The following is a 13,803-nucleotide window of genomic DNA, read 5'->3' as shown; positions in this document are numbered from 1 at the left end:
GCGCGCGGGTTCGCCATCCTCGGCCCGCGCCGCCGTTGGGCATCGTCCGGCACCGTTGGCGCCGGACGTGCGTCTCCATTGCGGTCAGACCGGGTCCCACGCGAAGACGTCGCCCGAACGATGCATCGGCGCGAAGCTGGAGCGCATGGCGGGCAAGGCGTGGGCGGCGATGCTTTCGGGTGTCCAGCCCTCGGCGGCGTGGACGCTCCGGATCGGCCGCATCTGGTTGAACAGGAACAGCTCGTTGAGGCGGGCGGCGAAGACCTGCCCGGTCACTTCGGCCGCCGCAGCAGAGGCCAGGAAGACAACGAGCGGCGCATTGGTCTCCGGCGTCATGCGCTTCATCCGCGCGACGCGCGCCTGCTCCTCGGGCGTGGTGGAGGGGATGGAGCTCGTCATGCGGCTCCAGGCGAAGGGAGCGACGCAGTTCGAGCGGACGCCGAAGCGGGCCATGTCGAGCGCGATCGACTTGGCCAGGCCGACCACGCCGAGCTTGGCCGCCGAGTAGTTCGCCTGACCGAAATTGCCGATGAGGCCCGAGGTGCTGGTCATGTGCACGAAGGCGCCCCCGCCCTGGGCGCGGAATGGTTCGGCCGCCGCACGGCTCATGTAGAAGCTGCCATTGAGGTGAACGTTGATCACGGCTTCCCAATCGGCCGGATCCATCTTGTGAAAGATCACGTCCCGCAGGATGCCGGCATTGTTCACGACCGCGTCGATGCGGCCGAAATGATCAAGCGCCATCTCGACGGTGCGTCGGGCGGCATGCCACTCGGAGACGCTTTCCGTGCTGATGATGGCCTCTCCGCCCACCGCTTCGATCATGGCCTTGGTCTCCTCGGCCATCGCCGAGGAGCGCTCGCCGGTGCCGCTAAGCGAAACGCCGATATCGTTGATGACGACCTTCGCGCCGGCCCGTGCGAACTCGATCGCGATCGCGCGGCCAATGCCGCCCCCGGCGCCGGTCACCACGGCCACCTTGTCTTTCAGTCCCAGTTCCACCGTCATTGTCGTCTCTTTCCTGAAGCCGCGCGGTCTACCACATCAAGCGCCGCGAAAAACGGGCTTTCTCTTCTCGAAGAATGCCGCCCGGCCTTCCTCAGCATCGGCGCTGAAAAGAAGGATCGGCTGCATCTGGCGCTCGAATTCCAGAGCCCGGTCCACTTCTGCCGCAAGGAAATCCTTGACGAAGGCGCGCGGCAAAGGTGCCTCGGCCGCCGCTACGCGGGCGATGGCGCTGGCCCGTTCGAGCGCCTCGCGCTCCTCCGTCAGCTCGTCGACCAATCCGAGACGATGTCCCTCTTCGGCATCGATGGTCATGGAATTGAGGAAGATGCGTCGCGACGGCGCCACGCCGATGCGGGCGGGCAGGGTGGCCATCAGGCCCATATCGGGGATCAGGCCGATCTTGCCGAAGCTGGAGACGAAGCGGGCCCGTCGCGAGGCGACGACCACTTCGCAGGCTGCCGCCAGAGCGAAGCCGCCGCCGGCGGCCCAGCCTTCCACGGCCGCGACCAGCGGCTTGGGAAAGCGGACCATGCGCCCGATCAGATCCTTCATCACCGCGAAACGGTCGCGGGCCTCGATGGGGCTGCCGAGCGTATTCTGTTCGCGGATGTCGCCGCCCGCCGAAAAATGGCCGCCGGCTCCCGTCAGCACCACCGCCCGCACGGCCGGGTCGCTCTCGGCTTGCGACAGCATGGCCGCGAGACGGCGGCGGGATTCGTGTCCGACAGGGTTGCGTCGCGCCGGCTCGTCGAGGGTCAGAACCAGAAGGCCGTCGCTAAGGGATTTCGAGATCGTCATGACGCGTTTCCCGATGACGTGCTGCCGGGTGCGATCCGCGCCAGCCCGTTGCCGATCGCCACGACATCGCGCTCGACGACACGGACGCGGAACGAGCCGTCCGGCCAGATCTCGGTGCGCAATGTCTCGCCCGGTGTCACGGTGGCCGTGAAGCGGGCGTCGATTCCCTCCAGCCGGGACGGATCGCCCTCGCACAGGCTCGTCACGAGCGCATGCGCGGCGACGCCGAGGCTGCACAGACCGTGCAGTATCGGGCGTTCGAATCCGGCTGCGGCGGCGATGTCGGGGTCGAAATGCAGCGGGTTATTGTCCCCGTTCCAGCGATACCAGAGCGCCTGCTCGGGCCGGATGCTGGTGTCGCGCGTCGCTGCCGGAGGCGTTTCCGGCACGGCGTGGGCCGGCTTGACCGGGCCGGAAGGTCCGCCGAGCCCACCGTCGCCGCGCAGGAAAATGGTCGCACGGGTGGTGGCGTACAGCGTTCCGGTTTCGGCGTCGCGCAGTTGCTTCTCGCTGTAGAGAAGCGCGCCGCGCCCCGGTCCCTTGTCGACGAGGCCGGTGACGCGGGTCTTGCCGATCACCGTACCCTCGGCGGGAAGCGGCGCGTGCAGGGTGATGCCCTGCTCCCCGTGCACCAGTCGCATCGCATCCACGCCGGTATCGGGATTGGCCAGCCAGAAGCCTGGATGGCCGAGGACCAGCGGCAGGGTAGGAAACGGCACCAGCGGCAGGGCGCCGACGAAGCGCAGATCGGTGCGATCCATCGGGTTCTGACCGATGCCGATCGAGAGCGCGTAGAACGCACAGTCGCGCGCGACGTAGCTCTGACGAACCTCGGGAATGTCGTAGGCCATCAGCCTGTCGTGATCGATCATGCTAGGGCTCCTGTCGTCCACCGCACCGCGCGCCGCTCACACCGTCGCCGCCGATCCGAGGAAGGCCGTGACCTGGCTCGACAGAGTGCCGCCATTGCCGTGGAGGAGGGCAATATCGGCGCGCGTGAGCTGCCGCTCGCCGGCCTCGCCGCGGATCTGCGCGACGCCTTCGGCGATGAGGAACATGCCGTACATGCCGGGATGCACGCAGGAGAGACCGCCGCCATTGGTGTTGACGGCGAGTTCTCCGCCCGGTGCGATGCGTCCGTCCTGGACGAAGCGCCCCCCTTCACCCTTGGGGCAGAACCCCAGATCCTCGAGGAACAGGATCGTGTTGATGGTGAAGGCGTCGTAGACCATTGCGACATCGACGTCGGCATGGGTGAGGCCGGCCATCGCGAAAGCCCGCGGGCCGCTGTCGCTTGCCGCGGTCATGGTCAGATCGGGCATGGCCTGGATCGACCGATGCCAGTTGGCCCCTGCTGCGCCGAGGAAATAGACCGGGGGTTTGGGGAAATCCCGTGCCCGGTCCGCCCGCACCAGGATGCAGGCGGCCGCGCCATCCGTCACCAGGCAGCAGTCGCCGGACGTCAGCGGATCGCTGACCATGCGCTTGGCGAGCACCTCCTCGCGCGTCAGCGGCCCGCGTGCGAAGGCCTGCGGATTGAGGTTGGCCCACTGCCGGGCCGCGACAGCGACGTCCGCGAGCATCTCGCGGGTCGTGCCGAACTGATGCATGTGGCGGCTGGTCGCGAGCGCATAGGCGGTGATCGGGTGGCGCGGCTCATAGGGCGTCTCGTGCCATTGCGGCTCGGACATCGAGACGAGGCGACCGCCCGCCGTGCGCTGGTTCGAGCCGTAGCAGATCAGCGCCACGTCGCACAGGCCGGCCTCCAGAGCCAGCGACGCCTGCAGCAGATGCAACTCGAAGCTTGAGCCGCCGACATTGGTGCTGTCGAAATATTTCGGCTTGAGGCCGAGATATTCCGTGACGCTCATGGATGGGAAAGCGTGGCTGCTGGTGGCGGCGAACACCGCGTCAATATCGGACAGTGCCATTCCGGCGTCGTCCAGAGCGGCACGGACCGAGAGGCCGAGAAGTTCGATCGCGGAGAAGCCGGGGGCCTCGCCGACGCCGGCGGTGCCCATGCCGACGATCGCCGTGTTGCCACGAATGGGATGGGTCACGTCACAGCTCCTCCGGCTCGAACACTACGCGCGGCGTCTCGCCGGCTTCGATGCGCGCCCTGACCCGCGCGCCGATCGGCAGGGTCTCGACGCCAATCACCGTCGACATCATGCGCGGCCCCTCGTCGAGATCGACAAGGGCCACGTTGTAGGATCCCTCGCGTCGGCGGTTGACCGTGATCGCGTAGATGGTGCCGCCGCCGGAGGCCTCCACCCATTCGAGATCGGTCTCGCCGGACGGCGACATCACCTTCGGATAGAAGACATACTCTCCCGTCCGCCGGGCACGCTGGATCATCAGGCGCCCTTCCCGAAGGTATCGTTCGTAAATGACCTGCGGGCCCGCAGCCGCAGCCGTCGATGTCTCGTCCATCGCGTTTCCTCCCAAGGTGGAGGGCGCCTCCTGCACGACGGCCAATCCCGACCGTTCGCAGCGCCGACCGGTTTCGGCCGGCACTGGAACGCAGGAGATTGTGATCGTTCCAGGCGGCCTGTGAGGGCCGACGACAGGCATGCCCGCGCACCTTCCGCCTTCGAAAGAGCGTGAGGCGTCCTGACCATCTCAGCCTCCCTCGCAGACCGAAGGATTCGCCCCCGAATTTTTTCGCATAAAGAATTGTTTTCGTCCAAGAGAAAAAGTGGCAGATTTATAAAAAGCTCGTTCCTGGTCTATCCATGGGGCATCGCCAGAGCGCAGGGAAATGTTGGAATGAGCGACGATCTGGAAACGGCTTCCGACAAGGTGGCGGAGAACGTGGTGCGCGGCGGTTCCAAATATGTCGGTGCGGTGGAGAACGCCGTCTCCATCCTGCGGTTCCTGACGCACACGCACGCTCCTGCCGGCGTTGCCCGCATTGCGCGCGAAACCGACATCAACGTGTCGACGACGTTCAACATCCTGCGGACCTTGGTCAAGGAAGGCCTGATCTCGTTCAACCCGACGACCAAGGATTACAGCCCGGGGGTCGGCATGCTGGAATTTGCCGTCCCTTTGCTCGGCACCAATCAGATCGACCTTCTGCGTCCGAACCTGCAAGATCTGTCGCTGCGCCACCGCGTGCTGATCGGGCTCTGGAAGATCACCCCGAACGACCGGATCGTGCTCGTGGACCGGGTTATCGAGGGGAACATCGTGCGCGTCGACATGGCGCTGGGCTCGCGTCTTCCCGCCTTTGTCGGCGGGGTAGGGCGCTCCATCGCCTCGACGCGCAAGCTCTCGCGCTCCGAGCTCAAGCGACGGTTCGATTCGCTCCGCTGGCAGAATCCACCCAGCTTCGAATCCTATGCCGAGGACGTGGCGAGGGCCCGCGAGACCGGTTACGCCTTCGATCGCGGCAACCTCTTCCAGGGCCTCGATATCGCCTCCGCGGTCATCGTCGACTACGAGGGGAACGCCCGGTTCGGCATAAGCGGCGTCTCCATCATCGGGCAGATGGATGAAAAGGCCCTGCTCGCGCTCGCCGAGGACCTACGCGACACCGCCGCGCGGATTTCCAGCGCTCTTTACGGCCGCTGCGCGTGAGTGATGCGCCGGCGGTTTCCGTCAACTTCGCGTGGCCATTGGCATCAGCCAGAGACCTCCCCCTGTCGCCATGTGCCGAACGGGGAGGCGATACAGGAAAAACCGCATGTGGAACGTCGACAAGCTCAAGGAAAACCTCGTGGCTCCGGTCATCGGCTCGCCGATGTTCATTGCCTGCGGCATCGATCTGGTGGTCGCGCAATGCTGTGCCGGCATCATCGGCACGTTTCCCGCGCTGAACGCCCGTCAACCCGGTGAACTCGATCTCTGGCTCACCGAAATCGCACGCCGGATCGCCGAGTTCGAGGCGCGAACCGGACGCAGGGCGGCGCCCTTCGGCGTCAATCTCATCGTTCACGATTCGAACAAGAGACAGGACGAGGATCTGGAGACGATCGCGCGCCACCGGGTGCCGCTGGTCATCACGTCGCTTTCCGCGCCGGGCAAGGTCGCCGACCGGGTCCATGCCTATGGCGGGCTGGTGTTCCACGATGTGATCGCGGCGCGGCATGCCCGCAAGGCGGCCGGCGAGGGCGCCGATGGGCTTATCCTCGTCGCGGCCGGCGCGGGCGGCCACAGCGGCCGCCTCAGCCCGTTCGCCTTGGTCGACGAGGTGCGGCAGTTCTTCGACGGCACGCTGATCCTGGCGGGTGCCATCACAAGCGGGCGGGCGATCGTCGCGGCCGAAGCGCTGGGATGCGACTTTGCCTATATCGGCACCCTGTTCCTTGCCTCCGAGGAGGCTCAGGTGGTCCAGCGCCACAAGGAACTCGTGGTGGAGAGCGCCGCCGCAAACATCATCTATTCGCCGATGTTCTCGGGAACCTACGGAAACTACCTCGAAGGAAGCATCATCGCCGCTGGCATCGATCCGCTTGAGGCGACGAGAGCCGAAGTAAGGCGCATGGACTTCGGCGACGGGCATCCCAAGGCCAAGGCCTGGCGCGACATCTACGGGGCCGGCCATGGCGTCGGCAACATCCACGCCATCGAACCCGCCGCCGACCAGATCGCCCGCCTGGCACGGGAGCGCAACGAGGCGCTCGCCCGCCTCGCATCGGCCAGCGTGCCCGTCCGCCCGTCCGCGATGGCGGCGGCCGGCTGATCGGTTCTGCGTCCCGGCCGACGGCAGATTGTTTCTGCATGAAGAAATCTTTTCTCTATTGATAAAGTCGGCCGGATGCACCAATCTACCGTCCTACGCGATCGGGACCTTGTGAAATCAAGGTTTGAAATCGGAGAAATGGCGCGAGAGGCCGGCGCGCCTTTCTCAAACACCTGCGAACGTTAGCCCAACAAAAAAAATAGCGACGCCAAAGAGCGTTGCGATCGGGAGGAAACATGCGACACTTCAAGCTTGCAGCATCCACGGCCGCCTTTGTCGCCTTCGCCATGCCGGCCATGGCCGACTACGCGGTAGGCGCGCTTTTTCCCTTGAGCGGCCCCAACGCCACCTATGGCGACATCTTCATGTCGGGCGCCAGTCTCGCCGCCGAGCACGTCAACGCTGACGGCCTCCTCAAGGAGAAGGTCGTCGTCCTCCTGGAGGACAGCCAGGCGATGCCGCAGCCGGCCGTGGTCGCCATGACCAAGCTGGTCAACGTCTCCAAGGTCCCTTACGTCCTGACGGCATTCACCGGCGTGTCGAAGGCCATTTCGACGCTCGCCGCCCGCAATCATGTCGTGGCGGTGAACGGTGGCGGTGTCGGGCCGGATCTGGCCGAGCTCGGCGAATACTTCTGGAACGTCATTCCGCTGGCCAATTACGAGGTCCGCGCGGCGGTGCCCTATCTGGTCGAGCAGGGCAAAAAGCGCTGGGCGCTGGTCTATGTCGATGATCCGCTCGGCGCAGCCGCGAAGGCGGAACTGGCGGAGCAGCTTCCCAAGGTTGGCGCCAAGCTCGTCGACAGCTTCGCCGTGCCGACCACCGCCCAGCAATTCGCCGGCATTGCCGCGAAGGTGCGCGCCGCCGACGTCGATGTGGTCTACATCGCCTCCTACGGTTCGCAGCAGGTGCAGATCGTCAAGCAGTTGCGCGAAAGCGGTGTCAACGCCCAGTTCATTTCCTATTCCGCGATGGGCACGCCGGACTCGATCGCGCTGCCGCAAGCGGAAGGCCTGCTTTTCACCAGCCAGGCGATTGATTTCGACTCGAAGGACCCTGTCACCAGTCGCTTCGTTGCCGACTTCAAGGCGAAGTTCAAGCGGGTGCCTTCGACCTATACGGTCAACTACTACAACGCCGTCCGTCTGTTCAGCCTGTTGGTCAAGCATCTTGAAGACAAGGGCCTGCCCGTGACCGGCGAAAACCTGCTCGCGGCTCGCACGGAGATTGGCAGCTTCGATCTCGTCGGCGGGAAGGTCAGCTTCCAGAAGAACGGTACGCTTCAGGCGCCCATCCAAGTCAATCAGATCAGTAACGGCGTGGTCAAGGTAGTGAAGACCTACGACCTGGGCGAGTGATGTCATGCTCTGGCTCCAACTTGCCCTTACGGGCCTTCAGGTAGGCGCGGTTTACGCGCTTACCGCCGTCGGCTTCTCGCTCATCTTCGGCTGCACCAGGATCTTTCACTTCGCCCATGGCGCGACCTGCGCGCTGGCAGCCTATGTGTTCTTCTGGCTCAACCTGCAGGGGCTGCCGGTAGTTGTCTCGGTCGCCGGCTCGGCGTGCGTGGCGGTGATCTTCGGCCTGTCCATGGACCGTTTCGTCTATGCGCCGATCCAGCGCGACAAGGGCTCGTTCTTCACCGTCTTCGTCGCGTCCTTCGGCGTCGCGATCGCGGTTCAAAACCTGATCGGCATGATCTTCGGACGCAGTTTCGTGACCATCGACACGCCGCTTTCGCAATCGGTCGAGATGGTGCCGGGACTGTATGTCTCGCCACTCGCCTGGATCGCCATCCTGGTGACGGCACTGTTCTATTTCGGCCTTCAATGGCTGCTGCACCACACGTCGATCGGCCTTGCGCTGCGCGGCCTTGCCGACAACCCGGAAAACATCCGGGTCTATGGCCTCGATCCGCGCCGCCTGTCGGCCTACGCCTTCGGGCTGGGGTCGCTGCTGGTGGTGCCGGCGGCCATTATCACCGGCGCCACGTCGGGGCTCAACCCGGCGATGGGGAACCACATCATGCTGATCTCGCTGGCGGCGACCATCGTCGGCGGCATCTCGTCGATCCGAGGCGCGTTGATCGCCGGGTTCATGCTGGGCATAGCGGAAAACCTCGCGCTGATCTGGGTCGACGCGCAATGGACCGAGGCCGTGACCTTCTCGATCCTGTTCCTCTTCATCCTGTTCCTGCCCTCCGGCCTGTTTGGCCGCGCCCAGGCGCACTGAGGCCCCGACATGGAAGCGTATCTGCTCAATCTGGGCGTGCTCATCGCGCTTTACGCCATTCTCGCCAGCACGCTGAACTTCATCATGGGCTATGCGGGCATCTTCTCGCTCGCCCATGCGATTTTCTTCGGCATCGGTGCCTATGTCGGCACCTGGCTGGCGATGAACGTTTCGGCATCGATTTTCGTGACCATCCCCGCGGGGATGGTGGCGGCGGCGCTGATCTCGCTGATGCTGGCGCTGCCGGCGCTGCGTGTGCGCGGCGAATACTTCGTCGCCGCCTCTCTCGGTCTCCAGGTCATCGGCGTGACCGTGTTCGCGGAATGGAAGTCCTTCACCGGCGGCGTCGGCGGCATTGTGGGTGTTCCGCCGATCCAGGTGTTCGGTGTCGACATTTATCAATCGGGCCAGTTTCTGGTCGTGACGCTGGTGTGTCTGGCCCTCGTGCTGTTCATCATCCACGCGCTCGTGCATTCGAGTTTCGGGCGCTCGCTGATGGCGATCCGCGACAGCGAATCCGCCGCGCTCGCCTTCGGCAAGAACATAGCTCTCATCAAGACCTACTCGGTGATGATCTCGGCCTCGCTCGCGGCCGTCACCGGCGTTCTGTATGCGAGCTATATGAGTTTCGTGAATGTCGAGAGCTTCACGCTCGACGTTTCCGTTCTGCTGATGGCCATGGTCATCATCGGCGGCACCGGCACGTTGCTCGGGCCGATCGTCGGTGCCGCCCTGCTTCTCATACTCCCCAACGCGCTCAGCTATCTGAGCTTCCTGCCGCAGACCGAGATCGGCTCGATCCAGCAGATCATCTACGGGCTCGGCATGACGGTGCTGATGATCTTCCGCCCCGGCGGACTGGTGAACCGTTCCTGAAGGGGCAGACGATGAGCAATCCGCGACTGAGCGGCGAGACGCTGCTCGAGATCCGCAATCTCTGCCTCTCCTTCGGAGGCCTTCGGGCAACCGACGACGTGAGTCTCGACCTGCGCGCAGGGATCGTGACCACGCTTGTCGGACCGAACGGGGCCGGCAAGACGACCCTCTTCAATCAGATTACCGGGCATCTCCAGCCCGACAGCGGAAGTATAAAATGGCTCGGCCAGGATATTCTCGGCCGCAAGCCCTATCACATCGCCCGGCAGGGCATCGCGCGCACCTTCCAGGATCTTCGGCTGTTCCAAGAAATGACAGTCGAGGAGAACGTGCTCACCGCCATGGAGCCCAACTCTCTGCCGTTCATCTTCGCCGGCCTTGGGCGGGCGGAGAAACGGGAGCGGGTGGATCGGGTGCTCGAGCGCGTCAACCTCAAGGACAAGCGCCGCGTTCTTGCGGCCGACCTCGCCTATGCCGAGCGCAAGTTTCTCTCGATGGCGCGCATCATGGCGACGCGGGCCCGGCTCTGGCTGCTGGACGAGCCGGCCTCGGGGCTCGATCCCAATTCCTATGAGCGCTTTCTCGCCATCCTGCGCGAGGAAGTCGCCGACGGCGTCACGGTCTGCATCATCGAGCACAACCTCGATATCGTCGTGCAGATCTCCGACCGCATCTCCTTTCTCGACCGAGGCAAGCTGCTCGCTGACGGCGATCCGCACACGGTCCTCAACGATCCCGCGCTCGCTGCCATATATTTCGGAGATCGGACATGAGTGGGAAAATTCTCCTGGAGGGGCGGGGCATCGCCGCCGGCTATGGCGGCCGTCCGGTGATCGCTGGAATCGACATCGCGCTCATGGAAAACGAGGTGCTTTGCCTCATCGGGCACAACGGCGCCGGCAAGTCGACCCTGCTCAAGACATTGTTCGGGCTATTGAAGCCCAGCGCCGGGAAAGTGCTGTTCGCGGGCGAGGACATGTCTGGCCTTCGCCCGCGCGAGTTCGCCGCTCGTGGTGTCGCCATGGTGCCGGAGGGCCGTGGGGTCTTCGCCAATCTGACGGTGGAGGAAATCTTCAAGCTCGGCATGTGGGCCGCCGACATCGCCAAGGCGGAGCGCGCCGAGCGTGTCGAATGGGTGCTCGAGATCCTGCCGGTCATCCGGGAATTCTGGACGCGCCGGGCGGGCACGCTCTCCGGCGGCCAGCAGCAGATGGTCTCGATCGGTCGCGCGCTCTTGAGCCGGCCGAGCATACTCATCCTTGACGAACCATCCATCGGGCTGGCCCCGAAGCTTTTTCAGGACATTCTTCGCCCGATTCCCGAACTCCGGCAGAAAACCGGCATGTCCATCCTGATCGTCGAACAGAATGTGCGTGAAGCGCTGAAGATTTCAGACCGTGTCGAAGTCATGAAATCCGGCGCCATGATCTGGAAAGGCCTGCCCGAAGACCTGTCGGATAACAAGTCGCTGATGGAGCTCTATTGATGGCCACTAGCAAATATCGCCTCGACGACCTGCTTGCCGCGCATCGTAGCATCGGGTCGCAGTCCGCCGTGTTCTGGCGAGAGAATGGTGAAGCGGTCTCGCTGGAACAATTCGAGGGACTAATCGGCGGAGCTGAAGACTGGCTGAAGGCCCAGGGGGTGGGTGTCGGCGACCGCGTTGCCGTGATGATGCTCAACCGCGTCGAATGGCTGGCGACCTTCTTTGCCGCGGCCCGGATCGGCGCGACGATCGTCGCGGTCAACACCCGCTACAAGACGAGCGAAGTCCATCACATCCTCAAGGCATCGGAAGCGCAGCTGATGCTGACGCAGAACGACGGCCAGAAGACCGACATGATGGGTGTCCTCGCCGGCCTTTCCGGTAAGGATTTGCCGGCACTGCAGAGGGTCGCGGTCCTTGGAACCTGTGACCGGCCGGAGCTGATCGGGCGGCCGGTCGTCGCCTTCTCGCTCGCGCCGCGCCCGATTGAACCGGATACCACGAGCGACCCGGATCGTCCGGTCATCTTCTTCACCACCTCCGGCACGACCAGCCTGCCCAAGCTTGTCATCCACAGCCAGAGCACGCTCGGCCTGCATGCCCATGCCGCATGCGAGACCGCACGCCTGCGATCGCAGGACGGCCATTCCTACATCGCGGCCCTGCCGTTCTGCGGTGTGTTCGGGCTGAATCCGACGCTGAGCGCCATCAGCGCGGCAGCGCCGGTGCAACTCCTCGCCATGTTCGACGCCAGCGCCGTCCGTCGGCTGATCGTCGAACGGGGGATCACTCACATGGTTGGCAGCGACGAGATGTATCGCCGCATCCTGGATGAGGATGGCGCCGTTCTGAGCCGGCTGAATTTCTGTGGCTACGGCATTTTCACCCCCGGCACGGCGGAGATCATCGAGGCGGGCGCGCGCAACGGCGCGCCGATCGCCGGTGTCTACGGCTCGAGCGAAGTGAATGCGATCTTCGTGATCCAGCCGCATGACCTGCCGCTCGATGAGCGGCTGAAGGGCGGGGGGCACGCCGCGTCGATAGCCAGCGCGCGGCTGAAGGTGGTCGATCCGGAGACCGGAGCGCCGTGCCGGGATGGCGAGGCGGGCCTGCTGAAAATCGCCGCCGCGACCAATTTCATCGGCTATTACGGCAATCCGGACGCCTATGCCAAGGCGGTGGACGCCGAAGGCTTCTTCAGCACGGGCGACCTTGCCTACATGCGCGACGACGGCAGCATCGTCTATGTCTCGCGGATCGGCGACACGCTGCGGCTTTCCGGTTTCCTCACCGATCCCGGGGAGATCGAGGCGGCGCTCAAGGAAGTCGGCAGGCTCAGGGAGGTGCAGGTCGTCGGCGTCGAGATCGACGGCCAGACCCGACCGGTCGCCTTCACCCGACGCGATCCCGAGGCCCCGCTGGACCGCGACGGCACCCTGGCGGCGCTGCGCCAGGCGCTCGCAGCCTACAAGGTGCCGGTACGGCTGTGGGAAATCGATGAATTCCCGACCGTTCCGAGCGCAAACGGCGTGAAAGTGCAGCGCACGACGCTGCGGCAGTGGGCGCTTGAGCGGCTGGCCTCGGAAAGCGCGGCAGCATGAGCGGAGGAATGCATTTCGAGGACTTCGAGGTCGGGCAGGTATTCAAGACGTCGGGTCGGACACTGACCGAGACCGACCTGCAGATGTTTTCGATGCTCACCGGCGACTGGAATCCCATCCATTCCGACGCCGAATTTGCTCGCGCGAGCCGCTTCGGCGAGAGGTTGCTGCATGGCACGTTGGGCGTCGCCCTGTGCATCGGCCTGCTGCATCCGCTCGGTATCTTCGACGGAACCGCGATTGCCATGCTCTCGATCGAGAAATGGCAGTTCCGGCGGCCGCTTCTCCTCAACACGACGGTTCATCTTGAACTTCAGATCGTTGAAAAAGAAGGCGGCCGTACCGGCAAATCCGGACGCATCGGCCGACTCTTTCTGCTGAAAGACCAGCACGGCGACGTGCTGCAGGAGGGCCGCGCCGACGTCCTGGTCATGACCCGTGCGGGCCAGGCTACCTCTTAGTGTCTGCCCCGGAATTCGGTTTCGAGAAAAAGTTGAGTGATATCAGCCTTCTGTGATTCAGTCGGTGTTGCGAGACAACGACGGAGCAGCAGATGTGGACCGATACCACCCGAGCGCAGCATGCGCCAAGATCTGCGCCTGCCAAGCGATTTGACGGACGCGGAATGGCTGGTTCTGGAACCGGTGATGCCTACTTGTTGATTTCCGCGAAGAAGTGATGGATTTCCACTGAGAATTGACTCTGACGCATATGTGCAACGGCCCGACAGGCAAGGTGTTTATGGAGGTCTGATCCATCCGGTACGGTGCGTTCATATGTCCGGCCTTTGGGTGCGATCATGCGACTGCTGGTCATGATGCATTCCGCAGCAGATCGGTCGCCTCATCACTTTCCCGCGCTTGATGCGCACTGAGTCAGACGGCGTATCCTCTACCGGGATCGTGTCCCCTACGGTTCATCACCCCTTTGCACCTGTGCGGCAGACCGGCGACTTACGCCGGAACTCTTGATCAGATTACGGCAGCCCTAACAGCGCGGTGACGAAGTAGCAGTTTGATCAAGCGTCCTCTGCCGGGGCCGCGATGGCGAGGAACGCCGGTGCGCCGTTGATTTCGGCGATGATGACGATGGCCAGCGCGACATCGGTCTGAATG

Annotated in this window: 14 protein-coding genes and 1 pseudogene; 10 read left to right on the top strand and 5 right to left on the bottom strand. The window is 64.3% G+C overall.

Annotated features, from left to right (window positions below; all coding sequences use genetic code 11):
- Positions 1-84 precede the first annotated feature (84 nt).
- Genes ACO2RV_RS22395 through ACO2RV_RS22375 form a run of 5 tightly spaced genes read right to left on the bottom strand, consistent with a single transcriptional unit; the run spans position 85 to position 4,164 of the window.
- Positions 85-1,002 carry an SDR family NAD(P)-dependent oxidoreductase gene (locus tag ACO2RV_RS22395; protein WP_423296479.1) on the bottom strand — a complete coding sequence of 306 codons (918 nt, stop codon included), beginning with the start codon at positions 1,000-1,002 and terminating at the stop codon, positions 85-87.
- Between the two features lie 42 nt (positions 1,003-1,044).
- On the bottom strand, positions 1,045-1,806 hold the full coding sequence (locus tag ACO2RV_RS22390) for an enoyl-CoA hydratase/isomerase family protein (RefSeq protein WP_423296455.1): 762 nt from the start codon (positions 1,804-1,806) through the stop codon (positions 1,045-1,047).
- Positions 1,803-2,678 carry a MaoC/PaaZ C-terminal domain-containing protein gene (locus tag ACO2RV_RS22385; protein ID WP_423296454.1) on the bottom strand — a complete coding sequence of 292 codons (876 nt, stop codon included), beginning with the start codon at positions 2,676-2,678 and terminating at the stop codon, positions 1,803-1,805. The genes ACO2RV_RS22390 and ACO2RV_RS22385 overlap by 4 nt, the downstream gene beginning before the upstream one ends.
- 36 nt (positions 2,679-2,714) lie before the next feature.
- A complete protein-coding gene (locus ACO2RV_RS22380; RefSeq protein ID WP_423296453.1) occupies positions 2,715-3,866 on the bottom strand; it encodes a thiolase in 1,152 nt (383 codons plus the stop codon).
- A gap of 1 nt (position 3,867) precedes the next feature.
- Complete coding sequence (locus ACO2RV_RS22375; protein WP_423296452.1) at positions 3,868-4,164, bottom strand: Zn-ribbon domain-containing OB-fold protein; 297 nt, start codon at positions 4,162-4,164, stop codon at positions 3,868-3,870.
- Between the two features lie 444 nt (positions 4,165-4,608).
- Here ACO2RV_RS22375 and ACO2RV_RS22370 point away from each other — a divergent pair, with 444 nt between their 5' ends.
- The 10 genes and pseudogenes from ACO2RV_RS22370 to ACO2RV_RS22325 all read left to right on the top strand — a co-directional run.
- Positions 4,609-5,388, top strand: a complete 780-nt coding sequence (locus ACO2RV_RS22370) for an IclR family transcriptional regulator (RefSeq protein ID WP_423296451.1) — start codon at positions 4,609-4,611, stop codon at positions 5,386-5,388.
- A gap of 106 nt (positions 5,389-5,494) precedes the next feature.
- Positions 5,495-6,493 (top strand): NAD(P)H-dependent flavin oxidoreductase, encoded by a 999-nt coding sequence (locus ACO2RV_RS22365; protein WP_423296450.1) that lies wholly within the window; start codon positions 5,495-5,497, stop codon positions 6,491-6,493.
- A gap of 296 nt (positions 6,494-6,789) precedes the next feature.
- Complete coding sequence (locus ACO2RV_RS22360) at positions 6,790-7,851, top strand: ABC transporter substrate-binding protein (protein WP_423296449.1); 1,062 nt, start codon at positions 6,790-6,792, stop codon at positions 7,849-7,851.
- Positions 7,852-7,855: 4 nt separating this feature from the next.
- Positions 7,856-8,725, top strand: coding sequence for a branched-chain amino acid ABC transporter permease (locus ACO2RV_RS22355; RefSeq protein WP_423296448.1), 870 nt, complete (start codon positions 7,856-7,858; stop codon positions 8,723-8,725).
- 9 nt (positions 8,726-8,734) lie between these two features.
- Positions 8,735-9,601, top strand: a complete 867-nt coding sequence (locus ACO2RV_RS22350) for a branched-chain amino acid ABC transporter permease (RefSeq protein ID WP_423296447.1) — start codon at positions 8,735-8,737, stop codon at positions 9,599-9,601.
- A gap of 11 nt (positions 9,602-9,612) precedes the next feature.
- A complete protein-coding gene (locus tag ACO2RV_RS22345; RefSeq protein ID WP_423296446.1) occupies positions 9,613-10,374 on the top strand; it encodes an ABC transporter ATP-binding protein in 762 nt (253 codons plus the stop codon).
- A 56-nt stretch (positions 10,375-10,430) separates the two neighbouring features.
- Positions 10,431-11,087 carry an ABC transporter ATP-binding protein gene (locus tag ACO2RV_RS22340; RefSeq protein ID WP_423296445.1) on the top strand — a complete coding sequence of 219 codons (657 nt, stop codon included), beginning with the start codon at positions 10,431-10,433 and terminating at the stop codon, positions 11,085-11,087.
- Positions 11,087-12,688: an AMP-binding protein gene (locus tag ACO2RV_RS22335; RefSeq protein WP_423296444.1), complete on the top strand. Its 1,602-nt coding sequence runs from the start codon at positions 11,087-11,089 to the stop codon at positions 12,686-12,688. The genes ACO2RV_RS22340 and ACO2RV_RS22335 overlap by 1 nt, the downstream gene beginning before the upstream one ends.
- A gap of 8 nt (positions 12,689-12,696) precedes the next feature.
- Entirely contained in the window at positions 12,697-13,149 is a 453-nt protein-coding gene (locus ACO2RV_RS22330; RefSeq protein ID WP_423296443.1) for a MaoC/PaaZ C-terminal domain-containing protein, read from the top strand.
- A gap of 92 nt (positions 13,150-13,241) precedes the next feature.
- A pseudogene (locus tag ACO2RV_RS22325) lies at positions 13,242-13,341 on the top strand (IS5/IS1182 family transposase); the annotation flags it as partial.
- Between the last annotated feature and the right edge of the window lie 462 nt (positions 13,342-13,803).

Source organism: Ancylobacter sp. VNQ12, from assembly GCF_049445835.1.
In the GTDB taxonomy this organism is placed as follows: Bacteria; Pseudomonadota; Alphaproteobacteria; order Rhizobiales; family Xanthobacteraceae; genus Ancylobacter.
Note: the sequence above shows the minus strand (reverse complement) of the source record. Positions and strands in the feature narration are given on the sequence as shown.

What these genes read in the sequence shown, in the direction of transcription:
- ACO2RV_RS22390 (WP_423296455.1), bottom strand. Translation starts at nt 1,806, where the DNA reads ATGACGATCTCGAAATCCCTTAGCGACGGCCTTCTGGTTCTGACCCTC.
- ACO2RV_RS22385 (WP_423296454.1), bottom strand. Translation starts at nt 2,678, where the DNA reads ATGATCGATCACGACAGGCTGATGGCCTACGACATTCCCGAGGTTCGT.
- ACO2RV_RS22375 (WP_423296452.1), bottom strand. Translation starts at nt 4,164, where the DNA reads ATGATCCAGCGTGCCCGGCGGACGGGAGAGTATGTCTTCTATCCGAAG.
- ACO2RV_RS22365 (WP_423296450.1), top strand. Translation starts at nt 5,495, where the DNA reads ATGTGGAACGTCGACAAGCTCAAGGAAAACCTCGTGGCTCCGGTCATC.
- ACO2RV_RS22360 (WP_423296449.1), top strand. Translation starts at nt 6,790, where the DNA reads ATGGCCGACTACGCGGTAGGCGCGCTTTTTCCCTTGAGCGGCCCCAAC.
- ACO2RV_RS22355 (WP_423296448.1), top strand. Translation starts at nt 7,856, where the DNA reads ATGCTCTGGCTCCAACTTGCCCTTACGGGCCTTCAGGTAGGCGCGGTT.
- ACO2RV_RS22350 (WP_423296447.1), top strand. Translation starts at nt 8,735, where the DNA reads ATGGAAGCGTATCTGCTCAATCTGGGCGTGCTCATCGCGCTTTACGCC.
- ACO2RV_RS22345 (WP_423296446.1), top strand. Translation starts at nt 9,613, where the DNA reads ATGAGCAATCCGCGACTGAGCGGCGAGACGCTGCTCGAGATCCGCAAT.
- ACO2RV_RS22335 (WP_423296444.1), top strand. Translation starts at nt 11,087, where the DNA reads ATGGCCACTAGCAAATATCGCCTCGACGACCTGCTTGCCGCGCATCGT.
- ACO2RV_RS22330 (WP_423296443.1), top strand. Translation starts at nt 12,697, where the DNA reads ATGCATTTCGAGGACTTCGAGGTCGGGCAGGTATTCAAGACGTCGGGT.